Source organism: Pseudoalteromonas translucida KMM 520 (assembly GCF_001465295.1).
In the GTDB taxonomy this organism is placed as follows: Bacteria; Pseudomonadota; Gammaproteobacteria; order Enterobacterales; family Alteromonadaceae; genus Pseudoalteromonas; species Pseudoalteromonas translucida.
In genome coordinates this window covers 248511-273294 of the sequence record NZ_CP011035.1, presented here as the reverse complement: position 1 = coordinate 273294, position 24784 = coordinate 248511, and the positions used below count along the sequence as shown (strand labels likewise).

General features: G+C 38.3%; 26 protein-coding genes and 1 pseudogene. 8 read left to right on the top strand and 19 right to left on the bottom strand.

Annotated elements, in window-relative coordinates; genetic code table 11:
• Positions 1–69: 69 nt before the first annotated feature.
• The 6 genes from PTRA_RS16735 to PTRA_RS16715 form a co-directional block, all read right to left on the bottom strand.
• A complete protein-coding gene (locus tag PTRA_RS16735) occupies positions 70–591 on the bottom strand; it encodes a hypothetical protein (protein ID WP_058374805.1) in 522 nt (173 codons plus the stop codon).
• 56 nt (positions 592–647) lie between these two features.
• Positions 648–2216 (bottom strand): EAL domain-containing protein, encoded by a 1569-nt coding sequence (locus tag PTRA_RS16730; RefSeq protein ID WP_083497553.1) that lies wholly within the window; start codon positions 2214–2216, stop codon positions 648–650.
• Positions 2217–2297: 81 nt separating this feature from the next.
• Positions 2298–2489 carry an SGNH/GDSL hydrolase family protein gene (locus tag PTRA_RS19300; RefSeq protein WP_237113512.1) on the bottom strand — a complete coding sequence of 64 codons (192 nt, stop codon included), beginning with the start codon at positions 2487–2489 and terminating at the stop codon, positions 2298–2300.
• A gap of 37 nt (positions 2490–2526) precedes the next feature.
• Complete coding sequence (locus PTRA_RS19295) at positions 2527–2916, bottom strand: SGNH/GDSL hydrolase family protein (protein ID WP_237113511.1); 390 nt, start codon at positions 2914–2916, stop codon at positions 2527–2529.
• Complete coding sequence (locus PTRA_RS16720) at positions 2916–3410, bottom strand: DsrE family protein (RefSeq protein WP_418055011.1); 495 nt, start codon at positions 3408–3410, stop codon at positions 2916–2918. Before PTRA_RS16720 ends, PTRA_RS19295 begins: the two co-directional genes overlap by 1 nt.
• Before the next feature lie 110 nt (positions 3411–3520).
• Positions 3521–3883: a DUF1294 domain-containing protein gene (locus tag PTRA_RS16715; RefSeq protein WP_058374802.1), complete on the bottom strand. Its 363-nt coding sequence runs from the start codon at positions 3881–3883 to the stop codon at positions 3521–3523.
• A 61-nt stretch (positions 3884–3944) separates the two neighbouring features.
• Between PTRA_RS16715 and PTRA_RS16710 the strand changes: the two genes are divergently transcribed.
• Positions 3945–4472: a hypothetical protein gene (locus PTRA_RS16710; protein ID WP_058374801.1), complete on the top strand. Its 528-nt coding sequence runs from the start codon at positions 3945–3947 to the stop codon at positions 4470–4472.
• 73 nt (positions 4473–4545) lie between these two features.
• Here the strand turns inward: PTRA_RS16710 and PTRA_RS16705 are convergent, their stop codons facing one another.
• Positions 4546–5088 (bottom strand): carboxymuconolactone decarboxylase family protein, encoded by a 543-nt coding sequence (locus tag PTRA_RS16705; protein ID WP_058374800.1) that lies wholly within the window; start codon positions 5086–5088, stop codon positions 4546–4548.
• Between the two features lie 110 nt (positions 5089–5198).
• Here PTRA_RS16705 and PTRA_RS16700 point away from each other — a divergent pair, with 110 nt between their 5' ends.
• Positions 5199–5783, top strand: coding sequence for a TetR/AcrR family transcriptional regulator (locus tag PTRA_RS16700; protein ID WP_058374799.1), 585 nt, complete (start codon positions 5199–5201; stop codon positions 5781–5783).
• Between the two features lie 84 nt (positions 5784–5867).
• On the opposite strand, the gene PTRA_RS16695 is transcribed toward PTRA_RS16700, so the two are convergent.
• The 5 genes from PTRA_RS16695 to PTRA_RS16675 all read right to left on the bottom strand — a co-directional run bounded on the left by PTRA_RS16695 (position 5868) and on the right by PTRA_RS16675 (position 11496).
• Positions 5868–7988: a methyl-accepting chemotaxis protein gene (locus PTRA_RS16695; RefSeq protein ID WP_058374798.1), complete on the bottom strand. Its 2121-nt coding sequence runs from the start codon at positions 7986–7988 to the stop codon at positions 5868–5870.
• A gap of 96 nt (positions 7989–8084) precedes the next feature.
• Entirely contained in the window at positions 8085–9311 is a 1227-nt protein-coding gene (gene arsJ / locus PTRA_RS16690; protein WP_058374797.1) for an organoarsenical effux MFS transporter ArsJ, read from the bottom strand.
• 12 nt (positions 9312–9323) lie between these two features.
• Positions 9324–10337 (bottom strand): ArsJ-associated glyceraldehyde-3-phosphate dehydrogenase, encoded by a 1014-nt coding sequence (locus tag PTRA_RS16685; RefSeq protein ID WP_058374796.1) that lies wholly within the window; start codon positions 10335–10337, stop codon positions 9324–9326.
• A gap of 228 nt (positions 10338–10565) precedes the next feature.
• Complete coding sequence (locus PTRA_RS16680; RefSeq protein ID WP_058374795.1) at positions 10566–10910, bottom strand: metalloregulator ArsR/SmtB family transcription factor; 345 nt, start codon at positions 10908–10910, stop codon at positions 10566–10568.
• A 157-nt stretch (positions 10911–11067) separates the two neighbouring features.
• Entirely contained in the window at positions 11068–11496 is a 429-nt protein-coding gene (locus PTRA_RS16675; RefSeq protein ID WP_011329816.1) for an organic hydroperoxide resistance protein, read from the bottom strand.
• Positions 11497–11628: 132 nt separating this feature from the next.
• On the opposite strand from PTRA_RS16675, the gene PTRA_RS16670 reads away from it, so the two are divergent.
• Together PTRA_RS16670 and astB are read left to right on the top strand one after the other, a co-directional pair.
• On the top strand, positions 11629–12063 hold the full coding sequence (locus PTRA_RS16670; RefSeq protein ID WP_058374794.1) for a MarR family winged helix-turn-helix transcriptional regulator: 435 nt from the start codon (positions 11629–11631) through the stop codon (positions 12061–12063).
• Between the two features lie 401 nt (positions 12064–12464).
• Positions 12465–13811: an N-succinylarginine dihydrolase gene (gene astB / locus PTRA_RS16665; protein WP_058374793.1), complete on the top strand. Its 1347-nt coding sequence runs from the start codon at positions 12465–12467 to the stop codon at positions 13809–13811.
• A 91-nt stretch (positions 13812–13902) separates the two neighbouring features.
• Here astB and PTRA_RS16660 read toward each other — a convergent pair whose 3' ends face one another.
• On the bottom strand, positions 13903–14769 hold the full coding sequence (locus PTRA_RS16660) for a mechanosensitive ion channel family protein (protein ID WP_058374792.1): 867 nt from the start codon (positions 14767–14769) through the stop codon (positions 13903–13905).
• Between the two features lie 225 nt (positions 14770–14994).
• Here PTRA_RS16660 and PTRA_RS16655 point away from each other — a divergent pair, with 225 nt between their 5' ends.
• Both PTRA_RS16655 and PTRA_RS16650 read left to right on the top strand, forming a co-directional pair.
• Complete coding sequence (locus PTRA_RS16655) at positions 14995–15993, top strand: DUF4382 domain-containing protein (RefSeq protein ID WP_058374791.1); 999 nt, start codon at positions 14995–14997, stop codon at positions 15991–15993.
• Between the two features lie 54 nt (positions 15994–16047).
• Entirely contained in the window at positions 16048–16728 is a 681-nt protein-coding gene (locus tag PTRA_RS16650; protein WP_058374790.1) for an SDR family oxidoreductase, read from the top strand.
• Between the two features lie 158 nt (positions 16729–16886).
• Here PTRA_RS16650 and PTRA_RS16645 read toward each other — a convergent pair.
• Both PTRA_RS16645 and PTRA_RS16640 read right to left on the bottom strand, forming a co-directional pair.
• A pseudogene (locus tag PTRA_RS16645) lies at positions 16887–17186 on the bottom strand (type II toxin-antitoxin system RelE/ParE family toxin).
• Complete coding sequence (locus PTRA_RS16640) at positions 17174–17431, bottom strand: type II toxin-antitoxin system Phd/YefM family antitoxin (RefSeq protein ID WP_058374789.1); 258 nt, start codon at positions 17429–17431, stop codon at positions 17174–17176. The pseudogene PTRA_RS16645 and the gene PTRA_RS16640 overlap by 13 nt, the downstream one beginning before the upstream one ends.
• A gap of 238 nt (positions 17432–17669) precedes the next feature.
• Here PTRA_RS16640 and PTRA_RS16635 point away from each other — a divergent pair, with 238 nt between their 5' ends.
• Entirely contained in the window at positions 17670–18983 is a 1314-nt protein-coding gene (locus PTRA_RS16635; RefSeq protein WP_058374788.1) for a M20/M25/M40 family metallo-hydrolase, read from the top strand.
• Positions 18984–19223: 240 nt separating this feature from the next.
• Here the strand turns inward: PTRA_RS16635 and PTRA_RS16630 are convergent, their stop codons facing one another.
• The 4 genes from PTRA_RS16630 to PTRA_RS16615 all read right to left on the bottom strand — a co-directional run bounded on the left by PTRA_RS16630 (position 19224) and on the right by PTRA_RS16615 (position 22253).
• Positions 19224–19541, bottom strand: coding sequence for a hypothetical protein (locus tag PTRA_RS16630; RefSeq protein WP_058374787.1), 318 nt, complete (start codon positions 19539–19541; stop codon positions 19224–19226).
• Positions 19542–19702: 161 nt separating this feature from the next.
• A complete protein-coding gene (locus PTRA_RS16625; protein ID WP_058374786.1) occupies positions 19703–20500 on the bottom strand; it encodes a response regulator in 798 nt (265 codons plus the stop codon).
• A 59-nt stretch (positions 20501–20559) separates the two neighbouring features.
• Positions 20560–21276, bottom strand: a complete 717-nt coding sequence (locus PTRA_RS16620; RefSeq protein ID WP_058375152.1) for an SIR2 family NAD-dependent protein deacylase — start codon at positions 21274–21276, stop codon at positions 20560–20562.
• Between the two features lie 101 nt (positions 21277–21377).
• Positions 21378–22253, bottom strand: a complete 876-nt coding sequence (locus tag PTRA_RS16615; protein ID WP_058374785.1) for a sensor domain-containing diguanylate cyclase — start codon at positions 22251–22253, stop codon at positions 21378–21380.
• 444 nt (positions 22254–22697) lie between these two features.
• On the opposite strand from PTRA_RS16615, the gene PTRA_RS16610 reads away from it, so the two are divergent.
• Complete coding sequence (locus PTRA_RS16610; protein ID WP_058374784.1) at positions 22698–24779, top strand: TonB-dependent receptor plug domain-containing protein; 2082 nt, start codon at positions 22698–22700, stop codon at positions 24777–24779.
• The last annotated feature ends 5 nt before the right edge of the window (positions 24780–24784 follow it).

Here is a 24784-nt window from a genome sequence, read left to right as displayed (position 1 = left end):
TATAAAGGGAGCATTCGCTCCCTTTCACTTTAATTAACCTAAGCAGATAAATTTAAAGACTAAAGTAAATTATTCAATACTCACTTTTAACTTATTCAGTGCATCAACTGAAAAGCCTCTATCGTAAAAATAAAGTATTTTACCGCTGTTATTTATAAGTACTACACGGGTATTGTTGGGATTTTGATTACCAGTGAATTTTTGTACTTTTTCGCCGTCTTTATAAATAGTGATCACCCCTGCCCAAAGCTCTTTTGGAATTCCTTTGCGCATACCACTGTCTATAACTGCGCTAAACATACGAGGTGCCATACCAGCAATAGTGGGTAGTTCGTAGGTAGGAATAATAACACCGCTCATGTCTAAACCAATTAACCAGCGATCAATGTCAAACTGACTATCTTGCTTATAACCCATAAGCAAAAGTGTTTTATCTGCATTAAAATCGCTTGGAATAGTCACTTTATTTTGTGTTAAACTTTCACCATTAATCATTGGAAATTGTTTACCAATTACTTGCTGATTGGGGTACTGAGTGGAGCACGCCGCTAGAAGTATAAATAAAAGAGCAGTGAGTATTGATTTAGCCATAGTAAATCCTACATTAAATTTTTAGAGTAAACGTGAGTAATAATATACGCTAAGCGTTACTTTATCGTTCTAGCTATATACTCTTTAAATTCTAAAATAGGCATAGGGCGGCCATACTTCCAGCCTTGCCCGTAATGTACCCCTGCTTCTTTTAAAATGACTTCTTGCGCTGTGGTTTCTATGCCCTCTGCCACACAGGTATAACCAAATTTGTGTACTAGTTCCATAATATTAGGGATCATAGAGGCTTTTAAACCTTCCGTAGCTATGTCTTGCACAAATGAACGGTCTATTTTAAGCTGATGAAAACTTAAATTATGTAAGTTTTTTAAGTTTGAATAACCAGTGCCAAAATCATCAAGCGACAAGTGAAAACCCGACTCGATTAATGTTTTAAAATAGTCATGAGCAATAGTTGAATCTAAATACTCGTCTTCGGTTATTTCTAAACAAATTACAAATTTAGATTGCATTAACCCGGCTATTTTCGGTAATGACGACACATTCCCTTGCTCTACATCACAAGGAAAAATATTAAGTGATACCTTAAATTCACTTGGTAGCTGCTCTGCACTTTCTAACTCATTAAGCACAGTGTTAATCATTATTTTGGTAAAAGACCAAGTTAAATTAATTTGTCTAAGTATAGGAATAAATTGATCCGGTGTAAGCACCCCGTAATCATCTTTAAAGCGCGCAAGTACCTCACAACCAATTGTTTTTCCGCTTTGTAAATTAACTATTGGCTGATAAACCCAATAAAAATTACCACTCTTTAATCCCCTACGTATCCTGCTTACAATTGAGCGGCGTGTAGTTAAGTGCTCATCAACTAATAAGCCACACGAAATGCTCACCAAACAAATTAAAATAAACGAAATAATAAATAGTTGACGATTATCGGTAAAAAATACATCCCATGGCAAATACAGGGCAACACAATAATTGCCATTATTATTACTACACGTTATATCCGTTTCGTAATGTAAATAGTCATTACTTTTTATATTACTATGAAGCCCTATCTGCCCTGCTAAATGGAATAAGTTTTCAGATTCTTTATAAAAAACCTGCCAATGGGGCGTTACAATAATTTTAGGATCGAATACTTCTGATTTTAATATGAGGTTATAGTTGCCTTGACGAATAATCAGTACTTTTAGTGGGCGCTTAGTAAAAAGTAATAAGTAAAGTTCAGGCTCAAAACGTATGCCTATTTGTGAGGGTCTGTTTTTATTTACAATATAATCTGGTTGGTTATCTGGTAAAGGTTTTTCAAGCAAACCAGCACCTGTAGTACAGATTAATGTATTATTTTTGAAGTAACCTATATCAATAGCAAACTTGGCATCAAATAGCATCCGCCGCATAGCAAGCAAATTCGCTTCGTTACAAGTAGTAAAATTTAGGTTATTTAATTGGGTTAAAACACGAACGCTTTCCTCTACACCATCGTCTACTTGAGAGAGTAAATATTGTGAGTCTGAACGTGTTTGCGCTACTAATTTTTGACCCGCAAAGTACAATAGAATAAAGCAACCTAATGCAAATATAAATCCACCTGATAGCAGTACTACTATTATTTTTTTAGGATGCTGTTTCATTGTAAATTGAGGTATCCCCATTTATGCAAAGTCCTTTAATAATTACATAAGTAACTGAAAATTCAAGTTTCTGATGATATATTTACAATAAATATTTAAAAATTAAAACTCACGAATAATCGCCTCTAATGCATCACTAATTTTTTGATGCTGTTTTTCATCTAAATGCACACCATCCTCACTTGAAACACTCGCAAGCCTTGCCAAGTCATAAAATGAGCATTGTTTTGTACTAGCAACATTTGCAAATGCTGCAGCTAATTGCACCACTTTTTGCTCTGCCCCTTTGTACACGCTTGCGTAACTTCCTACTTCTCGTACATGAGCGGGGCTAAGTATTAAAATTTTTGGAGAGCCTGGCGCATTGCTTATAATAATTCAATATTGAATCTATTAATGCTGTTAACCCAGCGGCAATATCGTGAACATTTAAATTAAACCGTTTTTTCAGATCGTTAGCACCTAAGTCTATAATAATTAAATCTATTTTAAGTTCATTTAAGTAAGACTGTAAATAAGTCACGCCCGATAACTCACCTGCAAACGGTGAGTTATTTACTAAAGTACGGTTAGGCTGCCCAGCTTCTATTATTGTAAAATTAACCCCTAACTTTACAGCAAGCTTTGCAGGCCAGCGTACTGTAGCATCAAATCGTTTTCCTGTTTGCGGATTGAAACCCCAAGTATTGGAATCCCCAAAGCATAATATATTTTTTATCATTAAAAGGGGTTTAGCGTATAGCCCTGCTGTTGTAACTGCGCATGTGCTGTCATTGCCGATAACGACATTTTTACGCCCTTTATTAACTGTTCAGGAGCTACTTTATAATGCGTGGCCGACTGTCCACATACATAAACCACCGTATTATTAGCAAGTAATTGCTCAATTAAGCTTTGATTTTTGTTATCGACTTCAAAGCGGTTTTTATAAGTATTATTATCAAGCACATCTACGCTTGCACTGCCATGAATTACGAGTGCCAGCTCTATATTTTCTGGTTTAATACCATGTGCTATATGCATATTAATAAACCGCGCTAAAGAATTCATACCATTATTTTGCTCACCCTTTTGCGCGCCTTTACCAATATCAAAGGCAATTTTAAAATGTGTATTTTGCGCTATTGGGGCATGTGAAGGTACATTATAAAAAAAGCCAAAGTCTTTTATTGCGGGCTCTAAGTCATTCGCAAATACTGGCAGGCTTACAAACATTAGGCAAAGACCTAAAATAAAAGATTTCATTAATATTATTCCTTTTTATTTTTAACATTTTAATTAATAGTCATTTTTTGAGCTACTTTAAGCTATCTACGAGTAATGTTTTACCCTAGTTGCCAATAATAGTAGGCACCAAATAACGCACTGCAGTTAATAATTATGGTAAACCAAAGTACGGCTATAAAAACACGTTTTTGTGATTTATGCCTAAACCATTGCTGAGCGATTAACGCCCCCGGCCAGCCACATAATAACGCTAATAGATGTAAAGTACGCTCTGGCACTCTCACCACAGGCTGTTTTTTACTCATGGCTAAACGCTTGTCCCACTTATAAACTAAAATGGTAATTGTACTCATAAATACGTACACACTTGCGGTAATAGTAGGCCAATAGCCAAACAGCCCTCCTACGGTTAATACACATAAAAAACCAATAGAAAAAAGTAATAATGCTTTTTTAATCAAGTAACTCTCACCTATACTGTATCTAGGCCATCCCCAGACTCACTCATAATAGGCAGTAATTATGTCATATTTAAAAAAACTAATACTAACCTTTTGCATTGTATTTACAACCACTGTAAATGCACAGCCAACTGATTTAGCTAAAGAGCTCAGTGCATTTAAGCCATACTTAGGCACATGGCAGGCTAATTTTACAGTCCCTGAAGGCACTAAGCCTAAGCAAGACATTAGTAAATGGCAGCGAGCTTTAAACGGTAAAGCTATTCGTACTATGCACTCAATCAATGAAGGGGAGTATGGCGGCGAGTCGATGATATTTTACGATAGTAAAAAAGACTCATTAGTATTTTATTATTTCACTACGGCGGGGTTTTACACTAAAGGCACAATGAAGATACTTAGCCCCACTCAGCTTGTAGCCTATGAAGAAGTAACCGGAAATAAAGAAGGCATTACTAAAGTTAAGTCTACCAGCGAAATTAAAGGTGATGAACTTATCGTATCAACCTCGTACTTAAAAAAAGGCGAGTGGACAAAGCCTGCAACCCGCACCTATACACGCAGTAACCAGCAGGTTAAGTTTCAATAAAGCGTTTATAACAACAATTAATTGAGAAAGGCAGCCAAGGCTGCCTTTCTCATAACCACTTACAGTTTGTAAACTATTTTATGAATTTTTTAAATGGTTCATCAACTGGCGTATTTGCAAGGTGGTTAGTGTAGTTGCTCATTACTTTTTGCGATAAGCCTACAATAATTTCAAGCAGTTGTTGCTTGCCATAACCCGCTGCAAAAAATCTTTCAATTTGCTCATCACTGATCACACCGCGGTCGCGAGCCATTGCAAGTGTTGTTTCACGAAGTGCTTCAAGTTTAGGATCAGCAAGTGGTGTTTTATTTACTAGCGAATCAACTATACCTTGATCAACTTTCATTGATGCTGCAATAGCACTGTGGGCTGGCACACAATAATGACAGTTATGTTCAACGTTAATTGATTGCCATACAACCGTTAATTCTTCAGCATTAAATGACGTATTTTGAAACAGCTCATGTAGTACTTGATAACCTTTAAGTAAAGTAGGTGCTTCTGCCATTACTGCATGTAGGTTCGGTACCATACCAAACGCAGCTACTGAATCGGCCATAAGAGATTTTGATTCTTCAGGTGCATTTTCTGCTGTATATAAAGTAAATTCTGTCATGTTTAGCTCCAATTAATAATTAGTTAGTTAACTTCGAGACACATACTATTTGATTTTGAGCGATTGCTCAAGTTAAAATTGAGCATGTGTTCAAATAATTGAGAAATGAGATGGCGAATAAAATTAAGTTTGAGCGTGAGTCTGTTGTCCGCCTTGCAAGTCAGCTATTTTGGGAAAAAGGTTTTCATGCAACGTCGACGCGTGATTTACAAGAAGCCATTAATATGCGACCTGGCAGTATCTACTCTGCTTTTGGCTCTAAGGAAGGGCTTTATATTGAGTCTTTAAGAGACTACACAGTACAAATGGAGAGCCAAATTAAAGAATGCCTATCCACATCAGACACTATTTTGGGTGGGCTGCGCGCTTTTGTTGAAGATGTAATAACAAAAAAAGAAAGTGCACCTAGTGCTATTTGTATGCTGGTAAAGGCCAACTGTGAATTTGCAGATAAGGACAGCAATTTATATCAACTAAGCTTAGATTTAATTGATAAATTTGAAAACTACCTTTCGGTTCTTTTTGAACAAGCAATAGCAAAAAATGAGTTAAGTAATAATATATCTGCGCAAGAGTATGCACGCTTTTTTGAAGTACAGTTTACTGGTTTACGTGGTTATTTTAATCGCCCGGGTGTTGAGTCACTGGCTCAGCCAATGATAGATCAAATGTTTAAGATCATAAAAAGCTTATAAATTTCTCACTTTAGTTATTTGAACAAAAACGGCAGTAATTTAAAATTACTGCCGTTTTTATTTTGTCTCAGTGCTAAATCAATATTACGTTTTTAACTTATTAAGTTCTGAGTCTTGTTGCGCAACCAATTTATTAAGTACTTCACTGCTGTCGCCTGCTTGCGAAGATAAATCAGATAATTGCGAAGCCGCATCTGAGATCAGCGTTAAATTACGGTTTATTTCTTCGCTCACTAAGCTTTGCTCTTCGGCTGCGGTAGCAATATGCGTAATTTGATTGGTAATTTCGTCCACTTTAACTACCACGCTATGCAGTGCATCAAACGCAACTGAAGTTTCATCAACTGCACTTTGAGCCCGTACTACGCCTTTTTCGATAACCGTTGAGGCATTACCTACTTCAAGCAACAAGCTATCAATTAATCGGCTAATATCATCGGTTGATGAGCGCGTTTTTGACGCCAGTGCACGTACTTCGTCTGCAACAACCGCAAAGCCTCGACCATGATCACCCGCTCGTGCAGCTTCAATTGCAGCATTTAGCGCAAGTAAATTAGTTTGCTCTGAAATAGTACGAATCACATCTAAAATTTGCGTTATATCGTTACTGCGCGACGCCACTTTTTGCACCGCTTGGTTGGCTTCTTTTATTTCCTCAGACATGGTTTTAACTTGGCTCATGGCTGATGACAAACTCGTTTCACTACTTACCACTAAGCTATTAATTTCACCCGCTTGTTGCGCCGATTGTTCTGATGCGCGTGCAACTTCAAGCGCAGTTGCACTCATTTCGTTCATTGCGGTAACTACGCTTTCAATTTCGTGAAATTGCGCCTGTACATTATGTTTAGTATCAATAGCAATATGCTGGGCAATTTCGCCTTGCTGCTTAGTTTGATCAGACACATCTTTTAGCTGTGAAATTAGCACTCTAAGCTTAGTTAAAAATCGATTAAAGCCATCGGCTAATGCTATTAACTCTGCATGCGACTCTACATGTAGTGTATGGGTTAAGTCGCCCTCTGAGCTGGCAAGGTTATCAACGCGTTGCTGAATTTGCTGCAGTGGGGCAACAATACTGCCAATAACTAGCTTCATAACAATAAAAGCAACAACTGCAATTGCTAAACCGGTTATTAAAATAATAACCCCTAGTGACTGCGCAGTTTGCTGCATATTTTGCGAAAGTGCTTGCGGCCCTGCCAGTGCAAGCTCTGCTGGTACTTCTATAATTAACGACCACTGCTTATTAGCAAGCTTAATATTAATTGGGTAATTAACTAAATACTGATCGTTAGCTTTAAAAATACCACTGTTATCTTTTAGCTTTTCTAAATTATTAATCGTTACTGCGTTAACAGCTTCTTTAAAAGGACGCCCTAATTTAGATTTATAATGACTGCTACCAACCACTAAGCCCAAATCACTCAGCAAGGTTACTTTTGCTTTGCCATTATAAAGTTGCTTAGAAAGCTGCTCTGTCATGGTTTGAAAAATAGGTAGCGTTAAGTCAGCGCCAGTAATACCAATAAACTGACCTGATTTTAAAATAGGTACTGTTAAAGACGTTAGCATAACCGAATCGCCAGAGGGAATTTCGTATAGGTAGGGTTCCATTATACACGGCTTAAGTGTGTCTTTAGCACATAAATACCAATGCGCCTCTCGAATACCAAACTCATTAAGTGTTGTTATGTATTTATCTGCGGCGTTAGCTACCTTTTGCTGCTCAATAACACCGTTTTCGTCGCGGGTAATATATACTTCAAGTGTGCCAGCACCATCAACAGAGTGTTTATAACCTTGCTGAAAATAGGCGTCTTGGCCGTCAAAAGCATTGGCTTCAAACTGTGAGTAAACCGATGATAAAAGAGTGTTTTTTTCAATAATAGCGTGGTTAATACTTACCACCGTATCTCGGTTTAAGCTATTTTTCTGTGCTGCGTCGCCAAGTAATGCTGCCAATGTATAGGGAATTCGGTAGGCTTCGTTAATAAACCCAGCTATTCTTTCACCGTAAACAGCCGCGTTTGCATTAAGTTTTTCTTCTACTTCAGCAACTATATACTCTTCAGACTTGGCCGCTAAATCTTTATTACTTAATGACAACTGCCACCATAAAATACTCGAAAGTACTAATACAGTTATAAATATACTGCCCACAGAGAGCCACAATAACTTTTTCGCTAACGCTATTTCCCGCATTCATCACACCTTTTAATTAATTAACGTATATAGTTTAGTTGATCTATAAAATGAAGCTATTAATTTAGTGCAAAAACAGCAATCTCATACAAAAGTTTAGCCTTCATGTTTAGCCAAAAAAGCGGTGGCTATTGCAGCCATAATGAGTAGGCAAACACTTACCCATAAACACGCCACTAACCCATAAAGCTGAAATACCCAACCAGAAAGCACAGTACCCAGTAAGCGCCCCATGGCATTGGCCATGTAATAAAAACCCACATCGAGCGACACACCATCACTGCTGGCAAAGCTCACTATTAAATAACTATGTAGCGATGAGTTAACAGCAAACACCCCACCAAAAATAAATAAGCCCACTATAAGCGTATAATTTACCGCACTATTAAATTGCATTAGCAGTGCTAAAGCGCCAGTTACAATGCACAATAGCGTAACCCACTTATATGCTTTATTAACTGTATTAAAACCAGAGGTAATAACTTGCCCGGTAATTCGCGGTGCTTGCGATTGCACTACCCCATACGCTATTACCCACAGTGCCATAACGCCACTAACCCAAGTATGGTTCCAGTTAAATTGCGTGGCTAAGTACACAGGCAGAGCCACTACAAACCACACGTCTCGCGAGGCAAATAAACACAATCGTGCTGCGCTAAGTAAATTAATAGCACGAGATTTAGAGAATAACGTTTTAAATTTAGGTTTGTTTTTAGCCTTACCTATATCGCCTTTTAAAAATACTAAACTTATAACCCAGGCAAAACTCAATAAAACGATTAAAGTAAACAACGCACCAACAAAACTAAATAAAGTAAGCAGTACCCCACCTAAAAAGAAGCCCACTCCTTTTAATGTATTTTTAGAGCCTGTAAGTATGGCAACCCATTTATATAATTGACTTTGCCCGCTGCTGTTTTGCGGCACCAAATATTTAATAGCACTTTTGGCGCTCATTTTATTTAAATCTTTGGCAATCCCACTTAACGCTTGTGCTGCCATTACATAAGCAACCGTTAACCAATCTGTTGGCACGCAAAGCATAGCAAGCGCAAGTATTTGCAGCCCTAAGCCAATATTCATGGTTTTATTTAAGCCAAGTTGCGCTCCTAACCATCCCCCCACTAAATTAGTGATCACGCCAAATATTTCGTAAAACAAAAACAACATAGCAATCGCTAATGCGCCATAACCTAACTGATGAAAATACAGCACCACTAACATTCGCAGTGCACCATCGGTTAAAGTAAAAGCCCAATAATTGCCGGTAATGATAAAATACTGTTTTAGTGAGCTTGGTAAGTTAGCTAGTTGCGCAAACATTAAATGAGCCTATTAACTTGATTGATCACTTAAACCAACTTTTAGCATTAGCTCTGCAGTACGATTTGCATAGCCCCACTCGTTATCGTACCAAGCGTATAATTTAAGCTGTGTGTTGTTAATTACCATAGTGGAAAGCGCATCTATTATGCTGCTGCGTGGATCGGTTGCGTAATCAATCGATACCAGTGGCTTTTCCTCGTAACCTAAAATACCTTTAAGCTCGTTATTAGCCGCATTTTTAAACCAGCCATTTACTTCATCTTCACTAACGCTGCGCTGCAGTTCAAACACACAATCGGTAATTGAAGCATTTGTAAGTGGTACACGTACAGCATGGCCGTTTAATTTACCTTTAAGCTCAGGAAAAATATGCGTAATGGCTGTTGCGCTACCTGTTGTTGTTGGTATTAAACTTGTGCCACAAGAACGTGCTCTGCGTAGGTCTTTATGTGGTGCGTCAATAATGGTTTGCGTATTAGTAATACTGTGAATAGTGGTTATGGAGCCGTGTTTTATTCCCACTTTTTGTTGCAGTACCTTCACAATAGGCGCTAAGCAGTTAGTGGTACAGGAGGCCGCAGTAACTATTTTGTGCTCACTTGGCTTATAAAGATGATCGTTCACCCCTAATACTATATTTAAAATGCCCTCTTCTTTTACCGGTGCAGTCACCACCACGCGTTTAACTCCTTGGGCTAAATACGCATTTAGTAACTGGGTCGTTTTCATTTTACCGCTAGCTTCTATTACTACATCGCAACCAGACCAATCGTTGTCGTTAATGGTTTTATGGTTGCTTACAGTTATATTGTGTTTGCCAACCTCAATAATATTATTAGTGGCTGTAACAGGATGATGTAAACGCCCATGCACTGAGTCAAACTCCAATAAATGGGCATGGGTTTTAGCATCGCCCGCTATATCATTTACTTTTATAAACTCTATATCTGGCCAGTCAACCGCTGCGCGCAGCGTTAAACGCCCCATACGGCCAAAACCGTTAATACCTACTTTAATGGTCATAATAAAATACCTTTTGTTATATTAATTACTTAACCTGAACTCTGGTTAAGAGATTTACTAACGTATTGAGTCATAGTTATATTTAATTTTATTTTCTCTAGCCAGAGGTTTTCAGTGAAAACAAGGCGAATTTACGCGTCAATAGCTGGCCTATTGCAAGTAAATTCAACGCAGTTAGCGCTGAAAATAGCTGCTTGAGATAAGTTTATTATCCGGAGCTCAGGTTACTTAGCAACAGCGCTCAGGGCGATTACCCATAGCATTTAAGCGCTCTAAATCATTTTTATAAAATGATGCTGTTGCAACACGTGTTTGTGTAATTACCGTTTGTGCCCAATCTGGTAGCGCCTTATTAATACTGTAGTACACCCATTGGTTTTGTTTTCGATCTGTAAGCAATCCGCACTGGCGAAGCTGTGCTAAATGACGTGACACTTTAGGTTGGCTTAAATTAAGTGCCGCAACTAATTCGCAAACACATAACTCTTGCTGATCAGCAATAAGCAGTATGGCCTTTAAACGTGTATCGTCCGCTAGGCATTTATAAAATTGCAGGGGGTTGAATTGTTCCATAGCGTCCTCGTATCGTTAATATGTACACAATAAAACAAAAACTAAATATATGAAATAGTGAATATACGTTTTTTCGTATATTTATTTTTTATGACCCCAAAAACAAAAAAGCACACAAGGTTATTGTGTGCTTTTTAAATATTAGCGAGTGCCGTTATTAAATAACCGACAGCTCAACTTCAATATTGCCGCGTGTTGCGTTTGAATATGGGCATACTAAGTGCGCTTTATCTACAAGCTCCTGTGCTTGCGCTTTATCCATATCACCCAGCGACACCGCTAGCTTAACTGCAATACCAAAACCACCGTCAATAGCGCCAATCGACACTTCTGAGTTAATGTGCGTGTCACTTGGCAGAGTAATTTTCTCGCTGCCCGCTACAAATTTAAGTGCACCAATAAAGCATGCCGCGTAACCTGCTGCAAATAGCTGTTCAGGGTTAGTCCCTTTACCATCATCGCCGCCTAAGCCTTTAGGAGTTGATAAATCTACATTTAAACGACCATCATCAGATTTAGCAGTGCCTTCACGGCCACCGGTTGCAGTTGCTTTTGCTGTATAGGCAACGTTTTGTAATACATTCATAATGAACTCCAAAATTTAAAAAATTAATTAACTTATTTAGTTTGTGTGCAAAATAATAGAGCAACTAAATATAGATTGCAAATGCTTTGCATGCAAATTAAAATACGCTTTATTCAGCAAAGAGGTTAAAGCATGTCGTTTGAGCAGTTAAAATTAAAAAATCAGTTATGTCATCGTTTATATATGGCATCTAATAGTATTGCTCGCGCTTATAGGGAGCCTTTAGCTGAGCTTAATTTAACTTATCCGCAGTATGTAGTAATGATGGCACTGTGGGAGCAAGACCAAATAACCATTGCCGAGCTTATAAATAACACCGCAATTGATGGCGGTGCCATGACCCAAATACTAAAAAAAATGACCGATAAGTCATTACTTGCCGTAGTAAAAGACAAGCACGACAAGCGCAAGCGTTTAGTACAACTCACTCACCAGGGGCAATCACTAAAGCTAAAAGCGGCTGATATACCCAGCAAAGTGCTGTGTAAATTTAATAACGTAAATACAGAGCAAGCAAAACAACTAATGCAATTACTCGACTTAGTCGTTAACGATTTATCTAATTAATGCATAAACCGTTTAAAATAGCGCGTGTATCAAATAAGTGCATATAGCCCAAAAAAACCACCATATAAGTGCAAAAAGCTAACAACTCTTTTATGTAAAAATACTAATTCCTTGATTCGTATTCATAAAATATTCAATTAAACGTTGGCATACTTCTTCCTATTACTTTATGTGTTTAAAAAACTTCACAGGAAAAGCTATGTTTAATTTATATCACACACTTTATTTATTATGGCGTTTAGATGTTAGTTTTTGGCAAGTAAACGAGCCAAATAATCCGCGTACTACCGCTGATAAAGAGCGTATTCTCAGCCGTTAAGCTTTTCTTGTTGGTGTCGCTTTGCAAGTAAACCCAATGCATTGTATTGTTAGTACTATTAAACAATTTATTTGGAATGTGTATGCCTGCCTTAGAAGTTAATTTTGATGGCTTAGTTGGCCCTACTCACAATTATGCGGGGTTATCGTATGGTAACGTTGCTTCGTTAAATAACGCTGCTAACTTTTCAAACCCCCAAGAGGCAGTGCTTCAAGGCCTTGAAAAAATGAAAGCCATGCACGATAAAGGCTTAACTCAAGGTGTATTTGCACCCCATGCACGCCCCGACTTAAATATACTGCGCCGCCTAGGGTTTAGCGGTAACGACGCGCAAGTTATTAATAAAGCTTTTAACGCCGATCCTATTTTATTACGCGCATGTTATTCAGCCTCAGCAATGTGGACAGCAAACGCCGCTACTGTGTCGCCATCGCCCGATACAACCGATGGTAAAGTGCACTTTACCGCTGCAAATTTAAACAATAAGTTTCATCGCTCGTTAGAGCCTGCCACCACAACGCGGTTGTTAAAAGCAATGTTTAATAACCAAAACCACTTTGTGCATCATACCCATTTACCCGATCAAGGCTTTTTTGGTGATGAAGGTGCAGCAAACCACACCCGTTTTTGCGACAGCCATGGCGAGCAAGGCCTAGAAATGTTTGTGTTTGGGGCCAGTGCATTTAACAGCCATTTACCAAAACCGGTTAAATTTCCTGCAAGGCAAACACTCGAAGCCTCTGAAGCTATTTGCCGCTTACATAATTTAAAAGATACCAGCCAAATTTTACTGCAGCAAAACCCAGATGTGATTGACCAAGGGGTTTTTCATAACGACGTTATTGCAGTAGGTAATGCCAACGTACTGCTGTGTCATCAGCAAGCATTTTTAAATCAGCAGCAAGCATTGCAAGATATTCGTGAAGCCTACATTGGTAATAAACAATTTTATATTATTGAAGTACCTACAAGTAAAGTAAGTATTCAAGATGCAGTTAGTAGTTATTTATTTAACAGCCAGCTAGTAAGCCTAAGTGATGGCTCTATGTTATTAGTAGCGCCAAAAGAGTGCCAACGTAATAGCGCGGTTAACGACTACATTGAAGAAATGATCATGGCCGATAATCCTATAAACCAAGTACGCTTTTTTGATTTACGCCAAAGTATGCAAAATGGCGGCGGCCCAGCTTGCTTACGTTTACGGGTTGCTTTAAACGAGCAAGAACTCGCTGCAGTAAACCCAGACGTTATTTTAACCGACACTAAATACACGCAACTGTGTGATTGGGCACAACGTAACTACCGCGATCAATTAGGCGCTAAAGACTTCGCCGACCCAGCACTGCTGAGCGAAAGTTACCAAGCACTTGATGAGCTAACTCAACTACTTAATTTAGGCTCAGTGTACGACTTTCAACTAGAAGGTTAATTGACTTACTTAAGCTAAATAATTACAAACAATACAACAAAAAATAGCGAGCCTTAGCTCGCTATTTTTATGTGTGCTTGCACTGCTAATATTAATCTACCTTTGCAGTGTCTTTATTAACTGTAACGCTTGTTGCTAGCGACTCAGGTAAGTGCAAAGTGCGCTGTGGGAATGGAATTGTTAGCCCTGCTTGCTCAATAGACTCTTTAACGCGTTTATTAAGATCCCACACTGTTTGCCAGTAATCACCATTTACAGTCCATGCACGTAATTGCAGGTTTACCGAACTTTCGGCTATAGATACCACCATTACTTTTGGCGCTGGTTCTGCTAATAAGCGCTCTTCTGAGCTGGCTATTTGTTTAAGTACATTTAAGCCATCGTCTATTGAATCGGCATACGAAATACCCACTACAATATCCATGCGTCTTTTGCCGTTACGGGTAAAGTTTTTAATATTACCACCCCACACTTTGCCGTTAGGAGAGGCTATATAAAGGCCGTCGGTGGTTTTAAAAATAGTAGTGAATAAGTTAATTTCGCTCACCGTACCCGATGTACCACTGGCATCAATAAAATCACCGACTTTAAAAGGTCTTAGTATTAATAACATAATACCTGCAGCTATATTACTTAATGTGCTTTTTAATGCCAAACCAATTGCTAAACCTGCAGCGGCCATTAGCGCCACTAAACTGGCGGTATTAACCCCAAAAATATCTAAAATAAATAACGAGCCAATTATATAAACCAAGTAACTGGCAAGGCGAGAGATAATGGGCAGCAAAGTTTTATCTAATTTATTGAGCGGCGATTTAGAGCCATTAACTGCTCTTTTAACAGCGCGGGCAATTACGCCACTGGCAATTAAAATCACCAACGCTAGAATCACTTTGTATCCTAAAGTGATTATTGTTTCTGAATGGCTTTGCCAAAATGCTAAAAGTTTATCTTTCATGTTTGTTCCGATAAATGTGGCTGAAATTCAGCAAATTATGGTTAAATTTAATAAAAACGACTTCAAAAGAAGTGGCGCGAGTATATAGTAAAAAACAATTAAATCGATGAAATTAAAAACCATTTAAAACAGCATGTTAAAAGTCCTAACTCTTAATATTTTTTATTCAATTTAGGTTAAGGGTTAAATACGTACACTTAACAAATCAAATCAAAGGAAACAAGCATGAAATTTAAATCAACAATATTAAGTAGCGCTATTATTTTTGCCTTAGCAGGCTGTGGCTCATCAAATGACGATGCTGAAACAACCCCACCGCAAGCAAGTGATAAAACAACATTTAGCTTAGGCATTTCCGATGCACCAGTCACTGGTTTAAAACAAGTTAACGTTGTATTTGATTCAATAACAATTAAAGCCCAAGAAGGTGAAGAAGTTAGCTTTGAAACTCGCTCTAAAAACGATTCCACCTTACCGCAAATGGTCAATTTACTAGACTATACGGGCGACGATATTTTTCCATTACTTGACGATCAAGAAGTCCCCGCTGGGGATTATTCGTGGATTCGCGCACAAGTTATAAACGGCGACACAAACAACCTTAGCTTAACATCTCACGTAGTTTATGAAGACGGCAGCATTGCACCGCTTATCGTAAAAAGAAAAGGGAATGATGGCGTGGGTGAAATTCAGCTAGATGGCTTTACCCTCAATCAAACCGACAACGAATTTGTATTAGAGTTTGATTTAAAAAAATCGTTAGTTGCTCCACAAAATAATAACGAAATATTTTTAAAACCTCGCGGTGTGCGTTTACAAAACCTTTCTGATTCACAAGATATTGAAGGCACTGTAAGCCAAACACTTATAAACAATTGCGAGACTGATAACATTACTCTTGCCGCTGATGATTCATCATTTGGTCATGCTGTTTACCTTTATTCTGCGCAAGCACAAACCCCTACTGATATTCATGAAATAGATGACCAAACGCCTGAGAACGCACCGTTGGCGACTGCCAATGTTGTATTTAATGCGGACGATAATGAATACGAATTTGAACTCGCATTCATAACACCAGGCGACTACCAACTTGCTTATACATGTAGCGCGCACATAGACGATCCAGAGCAAGCAGATGCAGATTTTAATGTTTATCAACTGAAACAAATTAGCCTAACGCAAACTGACGATTTATCCGTCAGTTTTGACATAGCACAATAACTGCATGGCGCACATTGAGCTGCGCCTTTATTCATTTGTTAACAAGGAAAAAACATGGCAAAAGAGAAAATAGTACTCATAACCGGCGCTTCTAGTGGCATTGGTGAAGCAACGGCAAAAACCTTAGTAAACAAGGGTCATAAAGTTATATTAACCGCCCGTAGAGAAGAGCAGCTTAATCAACTTGTTGTCGAGCTAGGATCAGATAACGCACTTAGCGTAGCCGCAGATGCCACCGACTTTACCGCGCTCGAAAACGTAGTTACCAAAGGCATTGAAAAATTTGGCCGATTAGATGTGGCCTTTGCTAATGCAGGTATGGGCGTTTCAACCGCTGGCACCGAAAAAGGTAACCCAGATGAATGGTCAACCATGATCGACATAAACATTAAAGCCCTGCTGTGGACTGCAAAGCTAACGCTGCCACATTTACGCGAAACCACCGGGCACTTCATTTTAACCAGCTCCGCTGCTGGCCGTAAGCCAATTGGCGGCTCTATTTATGGAGCAACTAAATGGTTTGCTTATGGCTTTGGTCAAAACTTAGCTGAGGAAATGAGCCAGTGGAACGGCCGCTGCACAACCATAGCGCCGGGCATGGTAAACACCCCGTTTTTTGATGAAGCAAAACCCGACAAACTCGACCCACAAGATGTAGCCGACGCGGTACTGTTTGCCATTGAAGCAAACCAGCGCAACAGCGTTCGCGAAATTTATTTAATGCCGACTAATTAAAGCGTTAGTTGGTTTAGTTTTGGCTGTCTGGTTTAATTCAAGTGGTGTTAAACCTGATAGTTGCTTGTGCTTAATATGGGCTGAGAGCTGTTTGAGAGAAAAAATTTTGGTTGTTTAAAGGCCTTGTTTGTACTAGTTAATTTGCTTGTTAACCGTATTTAATTCTGTAAAAGATACCTGCGTAAATCTCGCTCTTGTCGCATTAGCTGTAAAATATAAACCTTGTCACTTTCAGTTTTATAGAAAATACGACACGGATTAACAATAACTTCTCGGTAGTTTAAGTTATTTAGCTCAGCAGGCCTTTTACCTGATTCTGGATGGTTCTCTTATCTTGATACTTTCTCAAATACTTTTTGAACCAATTTTTTAGCCACAATTAGATTACTTAAAGCAATATATTCAGCAACATCATTTAAATCATCGAGAGCTGGAGATGTCCATACTACTTCAACCATTTACTCATTTTCTCTTTTGCTTCTTGATTAGAGAATAAATGGCCATTTTTAATAGCTTGTTCACCGCACGCTACACCTTCTAGAATTACTATTCGTTGTTGCATGAATTCATAATCATCAACCTCAACTAGATAAGCGGATGGTTTACCATGTTCTGTAATTAACACAGGCTCTTTTGAAGTATGAAGATCAGCTAATATTTTGCTAGCTTGGCGTTTTAGGGTCGTAACTAGCTCAACTTTCATAAAGAATCCTATCTAGAACTTAAATGTATCACTATAGCATCACAGCAGCCGGAGGTTACAACGATACGACTAAAAATTTAGCCGACGATATTTGTCATTTTACAAACCAAAAATATCCTTATATTACAATAACTTTATCCTAGTTATAAAATAAAAACTATCACTGCTCTTTCCCTATTGAATCCTTATTAATTTTACTTCATATTAAATACTCTTATTTCTCACTTATTATGCTGTTATGTCATTTTTAAAATTTAGCCATGCACTTTTTCTCACACTTGCTAGTACCTTTCCGCTTATATGCCATGCTGCGCTTGATAAGAACGAGCATGTAATAGTAAAACAGGTCGATAAAAATATTCCCCAAGCACTGCAAGAAATAGAGCAAGCTGTAAATATTAATAGCGGTTCGCTTAATATTGAAGGTGTAAAAAAAGTAGGTGCGCTTACAAGCGAGCAATTAAAAGCTATTGGTTTTAAGGTAGAATGGCTTGATGGTAGCGCGTTTAAACGTGCAGGCCATGTATTGGCAACGCATGAGAGCAAAAAGCCTGGCGCAATAAAAATACTGATGATCGGCCATCTAGATACAGTATTTGCCAAACACGATAACTTTACTACCTACAAACAGCTTGATGCCGATACAGCCAGTGGCCCTGGTGTTGCCGATATGAAAGGCGGTAACACGATAATAATTACCGCGCTTAAAAGCTTACAAGCCCTTAATTTACTCGAAAATGTAAGCATAAAAGTAATACTCACTGGCGATGAAGAAAGCAGCGGTCGTCCGCTTAGCTTATCTAAACAAGCCATTGTTGATGCGGCAATGTGGGCAGACGTTGCCTTAGGCTTTGAAAATGGCGATAACAACATTAAAACCGCCATGGCGGCGCGCCGTGGTTATACCGGCTGGACGCTAAACGTAACGGCAAATGCTGCACATTCGTCGCAAATATTTAGTGACAATGTAGGCTATGGCGCTATTTACGAAGCATCGCGTATTTTAAATAGCTTTAGAGAACAACTTGCCACACAACCTAATTTAACCTTTAACCCGGGGCTTATTGTGGGTGGCACAAATGCCGGCTACGACAGCGCTAATTCGTCAGCAACGGCGTTTGGTAAAAGCAATGTAATAGCACAAACAGTGCATATAGCAGGCGATTTACGCGCTCTTTCGCCAAAACAGTTAGAGAACGCCAAAAGGTCAATGCAACTCATAGCTAGTAATAATTTAAATGGCAGTAAAGCAGAGCTTATTTTTGAAGAAGGCTACCCGCCAATGGCATTAACCGATGGCAATAAAAAGCTACTAGCATTATACAGCGATGCGAGCCACGATTTAGGTTACAACAAAGTAGTGGCAGCTAATCCACGCAATGCAGGCGCGGCAGATATTTCGTTTGCGACAAGCCATGTTGATATGGCACTTGATGGTTTAGGCTTAATGGGCAGTGGCGCGCACACTAAAAACGAAACTGCCGATTTAACTAGCCTTGATAAAAACATTAAAAAAACTGCATTACTTATTTATAGATTAGGGCAGCTGTAAGGGTGTTATTTAATTTTTATAATCGGTTAGCTAACTAATTATATTTAATATTAATTAACCCAAGATCAGATTAATTAATCTCTGCCCCCCTACTTTTTACCCTAGCTTTAATTCAGGTAATAAGTATGCAAAAGGCCAATTTAATTGGCCTTTTGCATAAGTAAGATTGCATGTATAAGGTGCTCTGGGTAGTTAACTCACCATTGAACCATTACAATAACCACGCTAGTGCTATTTATATTATGTTTCACGGTGCTTTTTTTCATGGCTGTCGTAATCAGCATCGCGTACTCTTCTATCACTGTCTCTTTTGCCTTTTTTGCGCTTTCTTTTAACTGCTTCGGCCATGTCATTAACTATAAGCCCTTCGTCAGAGTTGTCCGACTCACAGAGTATTTCATCAATAGCTAAGTCCATTTCAGCTCTGATCTCTGCAATTGCAATTCTTTTTTCTTTGAGAATTTCATCTATAGCCATTTTTTTTGCTGCAACAATTGCCTCTATTTGCTCACAAGCAGCGTCTTTACTATTGAGATTATTGATATCGAGATCAGACATAATGTGTCCTTAGCTAAAGTAGTCAGGAATTACTAACCTTTATACTTTAGTATATAAATAGCAAAAATAAAATTGTCTCTTTATTGCTATATACCCTAAATATTAGGGGTAAAGTAATGACTTAAAATACTGCTATTTCATCGAGTACTTGCTTAAACTTGTTAAGACATTATTTTAAATAGCAAATCTCTCACTGTTGCGGGTTCAAACGGTTTGTCGCAAATGGCATCCACTCCGGCTTGAGAGATGTTTGCTAGGTGGGTTTCATTGGCTTCTGAGCTCACCATTAAAATAGGGATGTGCGAGTAGCTATTTGAGCCCCTAACCGCTTCGGTTAGTTCTCGGCCATCCATTTCGGGCATATTGTAATCGGTTACTATTAAGTCAAACGCTTGCTCATTTAGCTGCTCAATTGCTTGTTTGCCATTCTCAGCCTCTACCGGCGCAGGTATTCCCATACCAGCAAGCACCCGAATAATATGTTTACGAGCAAAGCGACTATCGTCAACCACTAACACGCGCAGCAAAGTAACATCAAAGTGTTCAAGCTCTACTTCTTGTTCGCTAATTATATCTAAGGTAGCTTTAAGCGCTCGGGTAATGGCTTCGCTCGTAAAGGGTTTAGGTAAAATAGCTAACACGCCCGATTGCCTTAATTGCTCAAGGTATTTTTTATTGCGCTCGCTCGATACCAACATAAATGCTTGATGCTCTGTGCGCGGGTTTGATCTGATGTTTTGTAGCAGTGAATCGGCGGTACCGTCAGCTAAGTACATACTGCTAATTACTAAATCAGGTTGGTAACTTGCAAGTAGGGTTAAAGCTTGGGTTTGTGTAGTGGCTGTTTCTATTTGTTTTACACCACTTTGTATTAGTGATTTTATTATCAGTTTTTGCTGCACATCTGAAGGCTCGACCAATAATATTGATAGATTAGCTATTGCACTTAAGTCACTCATTTATATCTCTTTATTATACTATTGTTATTTTATAAGGAGCTAACACTCTGTTTAACACTTTAATTACTCTGAATATATTCAAGCGCGGTCATTTTTTTATAACTTACATTTGGATGTAAAATATGCGCTGGGTGTGGGTCTACAACTTCTAATGCAATATTGTATTCGCGGGCTATTTCCAGCGCCATTTGGGTAATGTTAACGCTAAACGAAGTACCCATAAATACAATTTTTTCGGCATTGACCATGCGTTGTTGCGCTTCGCTAATTTTAAATAACTCGGTGTAGTATTCATCAAATAATAATACAAACGGTTTAAAGGAGTGATTAAGTACTGGCGCTTGGTTTTGAATATTAAACACCTCAAATAATGAGGTGTGCAGATGAGCCTCATCTACTTCATCCCAAGGGGTAATCACCGTTTTTACGTTTTCACCTTGTTGATGAAACAAGGTCATTTGATCTAGCCTGCCATGAACCGCAATATAGTTTTTATTTCCTGCTTTACCATCAAGCCCATCTATATTTTGCGTTATTAGGTTTTTATCTTGTAGCCAATAATGTACGTCGTTAGGGCCGTGGTTTCTATACGTTGCAAACCTGTGGTAATACCAAGATAAAAACTCTTTAGGTGCGTTTTGATACATAGCGCGTGTCGCCATTTGCATTGGTGTGTAATTTTTACTACCAATAGTCCAGTAACCATCTTCACCTCTAAAGGTAGGAATGCCGCTGGCTGCGCTAACGCCCGCGCCTGTAATATATAACGTATTAATTGCTAACCTCTGCACTTATTATTTGAATTCAAGTTAGGTAACATGAAATATTTCACTCGCTTACTTAACCGCCTGCTTTTTTATTATTTGAGCGTTAAGTTTTAATCTGGGTAATCTATGCTATTGGCACTCATTCTTTTAATTTTATACATGGCTTGATCTGCGTGTTTTATTAATTGATGGTCTGTTTCTCCATGGGTGGGGTAATTAGCAATGCCAATACTCGGAGATACATTTAATGATAGCTCATCTAGATCAAATGGCTGTTGAAACTGCCCAATTATTTTTCTCTTAATGGCCGTGGTATCGCCAGCGCTACTTAAGTCCTCTAGCACAATCAAAAATTCATCTCCGCCCAAGCGCCCTACTGTATCGTATTCTCTTACTACGCTTAAAAGACGCTGTGCTATATCTTGCAATAACTTATCGCCCGTAAGGTGACCATAGGTATCATTAATAGCTTTAAAGCCATTAATATCAATAAATAATATCGAAAATAGTGTGTTTTCTCTTTCTGCTTTTACTATTGCAGCCTGTAATCTGTCCATTAGTAATGAGCGATTTGGTAAACCTGTCAGCCCATCGTGGCCAGCCATGTAATAAAGCTGCTCTTCCATTTTTTTTCGCTCAGTAATATCGTGAGCAACTGCAATTCTTACTTGATGATCTGATGACCAGCACACTGACCACAAAATATGTATTATTTGACCATCTTTACGAACCCAGCGGTTTTCGAATCGTGAATGAGTCGTTTCGCCCGACAAAAGTGAAGCAACGGCATTATAGGTTTTATTATGATCGCCTTTATAAACGTAATCAATCATAGGTTTGCCCACTACTTCGGCAGCTTTATAACCAAATATTTGTTCAAACGCAGCACTTACAAATACAAACGTACCTACTTTATTTACCACGCACACAGCATCAAGCATTAGATCAAGTACATCTTCTAGCTCTATTAACTCATTCTTTATCATACTTTGTTTGCCTCTAAAGCAAGGTGAAGCTAGTTAAGTATTCGGTATACACAAAAATAATGCAAAATAAACCACCTTATTTTTGCATTATTTTCAATAACGGTATAAATACAAAAGTTACATTTTATTTATTGTTAAATAAAGTTAATTTTTACTCGCTCGTTTTATAAATAAGGTATTAAAAATAATACTAACCTTATGCTCTAACCCTAAACCTATGATCTTAATAATAACAACTCTTAACACACAATAATAAATGTGTTTTCCTATAATTACTCGAGCAGGCTATTTGCTTAAATATAAAAATTTGCCTACTACAAAATAACATCTATGCTTTTGAGTAGCATAAAGGATGCTTTAGCCAGTCACATATGTTAATTTTATGTGTTAATGTATATTTTATAAAACCAATGACTGTTTTTAATTAGTGCGGGAGCCGCCTAGGTGATTATTTTAAAACGATTTTTATTAACAACACTTTTTATTACTCCGTTTTTAGCGGCCCAAACGTTTAATCACAGCGACCTAGACCTTGACACTCTAATGGGTATGGATGTTCAAACCACCTCTGCAATGAAAAGAGCACAATCGGCTTTTGATACCGCGTCATCCATTTACGTTTTAAATAAAGAGCAAATTAGCCAATCGGGAGCAACGTCTGTCCCTGAAGCACTTAAAATGGTACCCGGCCTTATTGTAAGGCAACTCGACAACAATCAATGGGCTATTTCATCTCGTGGTGTTGCATCTCGTTTTTCAAGCAAGTTGTTAGTAATGATTGATGGCCAAAGCTTATATTCTCCTCAGTTTGCAGCTGTATATTGGGAAGCGCTTAATGTCCCGCTATACGATATTGAGCGCATAGAAGTTATCCGTGGGCAAGGCGGACTTTTATGGGGAAGTAACGCTAATAATGGCGTTATTAACATAATTACTAAAAATAGCCTTGATACTCGTGGCGGATATGCAGAGGTTACAACCGGTAGCCAAATAAACAGTGACGTTAATTTTCGTTATGGCGATGATATTAGTAGTATTGGCAGTTACCGTATTTACGGCCACTTAAATAATACTCAAGCGTCTAAACGTGAAAGTATTTACAGAGGCAGCATACTTACTCCCCATGATACTAAAAAACAATATTCGCTTGGTTTTCGAACTGACTTTACACCGAGTAATAACTGGAACATATTATTTCAAGGCGATATAACTCATTCTAAATTATCTCAAAATTTACGTGCGGCAATTGATGAAACAAATAGAAATATAGCTTTTTCAGAAAACTTTAAAAGAACCGATTCACGTTTAATGGCTCGTATTGATAGTAGAATATCTACCAGTGCGAATCAGATGTTACAAATATCGTGGCTTAAACAACGTGGTACCGAAATATATTTAAAAGAAGATTTTGAGTCTGTAGATATAGATTACCAAATGAACTTTATTCACAACTCTTTACAGTTAGATTGGGGATTGAGCTACCGTTACAACGATGTTGTATCAAAAGAGAGCTTACTATTTAATTATGATAAAGGGCTTGAGCATTTAAAACAATATGGGGGCCTTTTACAACTTCAGTATGACTTAATTCCAGAAAAGCTCGCCTTAATTATTGGCACCAAACTCGATCATAACGATTTAACTGGTTGGGAAAACCAACCCTCTGCAAGGTTTACTTATAAACTGGCCAAAAAACATCTCGCATGGGGCGCTGTTTCACGCAGTGTACGTATTCCTGCACTTTTGGAGTATGACTATAACTTTAAAGTAAGCGGAATCGAAACAAGCAAAATATTACAAACAACAACGGGTATTGCTGCAATCGATGAATATAGGGTGGCAACATTTTTAAACGGCAATGATAAGGTAGAATCGGAAAAGTATTTATCTTATGAGCTAGGCTATCGATTTAGTGATGCAAACTGGTCTGTCGACTTTTCAGCGTATCGAACTGATGCAAAAGATGTCGTGGTTTTGAGTACAGACCCGACGGATCAAGTAGCACAATTTTTTCCGGTGCAAGCACTGTTGCAAGCAGGAAAATTCACACAAGCAGCTCAAGTACTTACAACCACCCAACTTAACTTAGATTTAGTTGCTGTTGCAGAAGCTAAAACAGATGGGCTTGATCTTGTATTTGCATGGCAAGCCCTTGATACACTTAATACAGAGCTTGGTTATAGTTATACCGATTTTACTTACGATTTACCGCCAAATACAATGCCCACTATTGGGTATGACTCAATAAACAGGCAAGTTTTTGCTAAAGCCAATTATACCCCGCTAAATGGCCATAATATACTTGCTGTATTGCGAGCAGAAAACTCTAGCGCGTACGGTACCAATAGCTACACTGCACTGGATCTTACCTGGAATTGGCAAATAAATTCACAGTGGTTAGGCAAATTATCGGCTAAAAACTTATTAGCCGACTCTCATCTTGAATTTCACAACACCAACGAAGCGTATACAATACCAACTTATATAGACAAAAGTATTTCACTTACAATTGCTATGACGTTTTAAGTTAA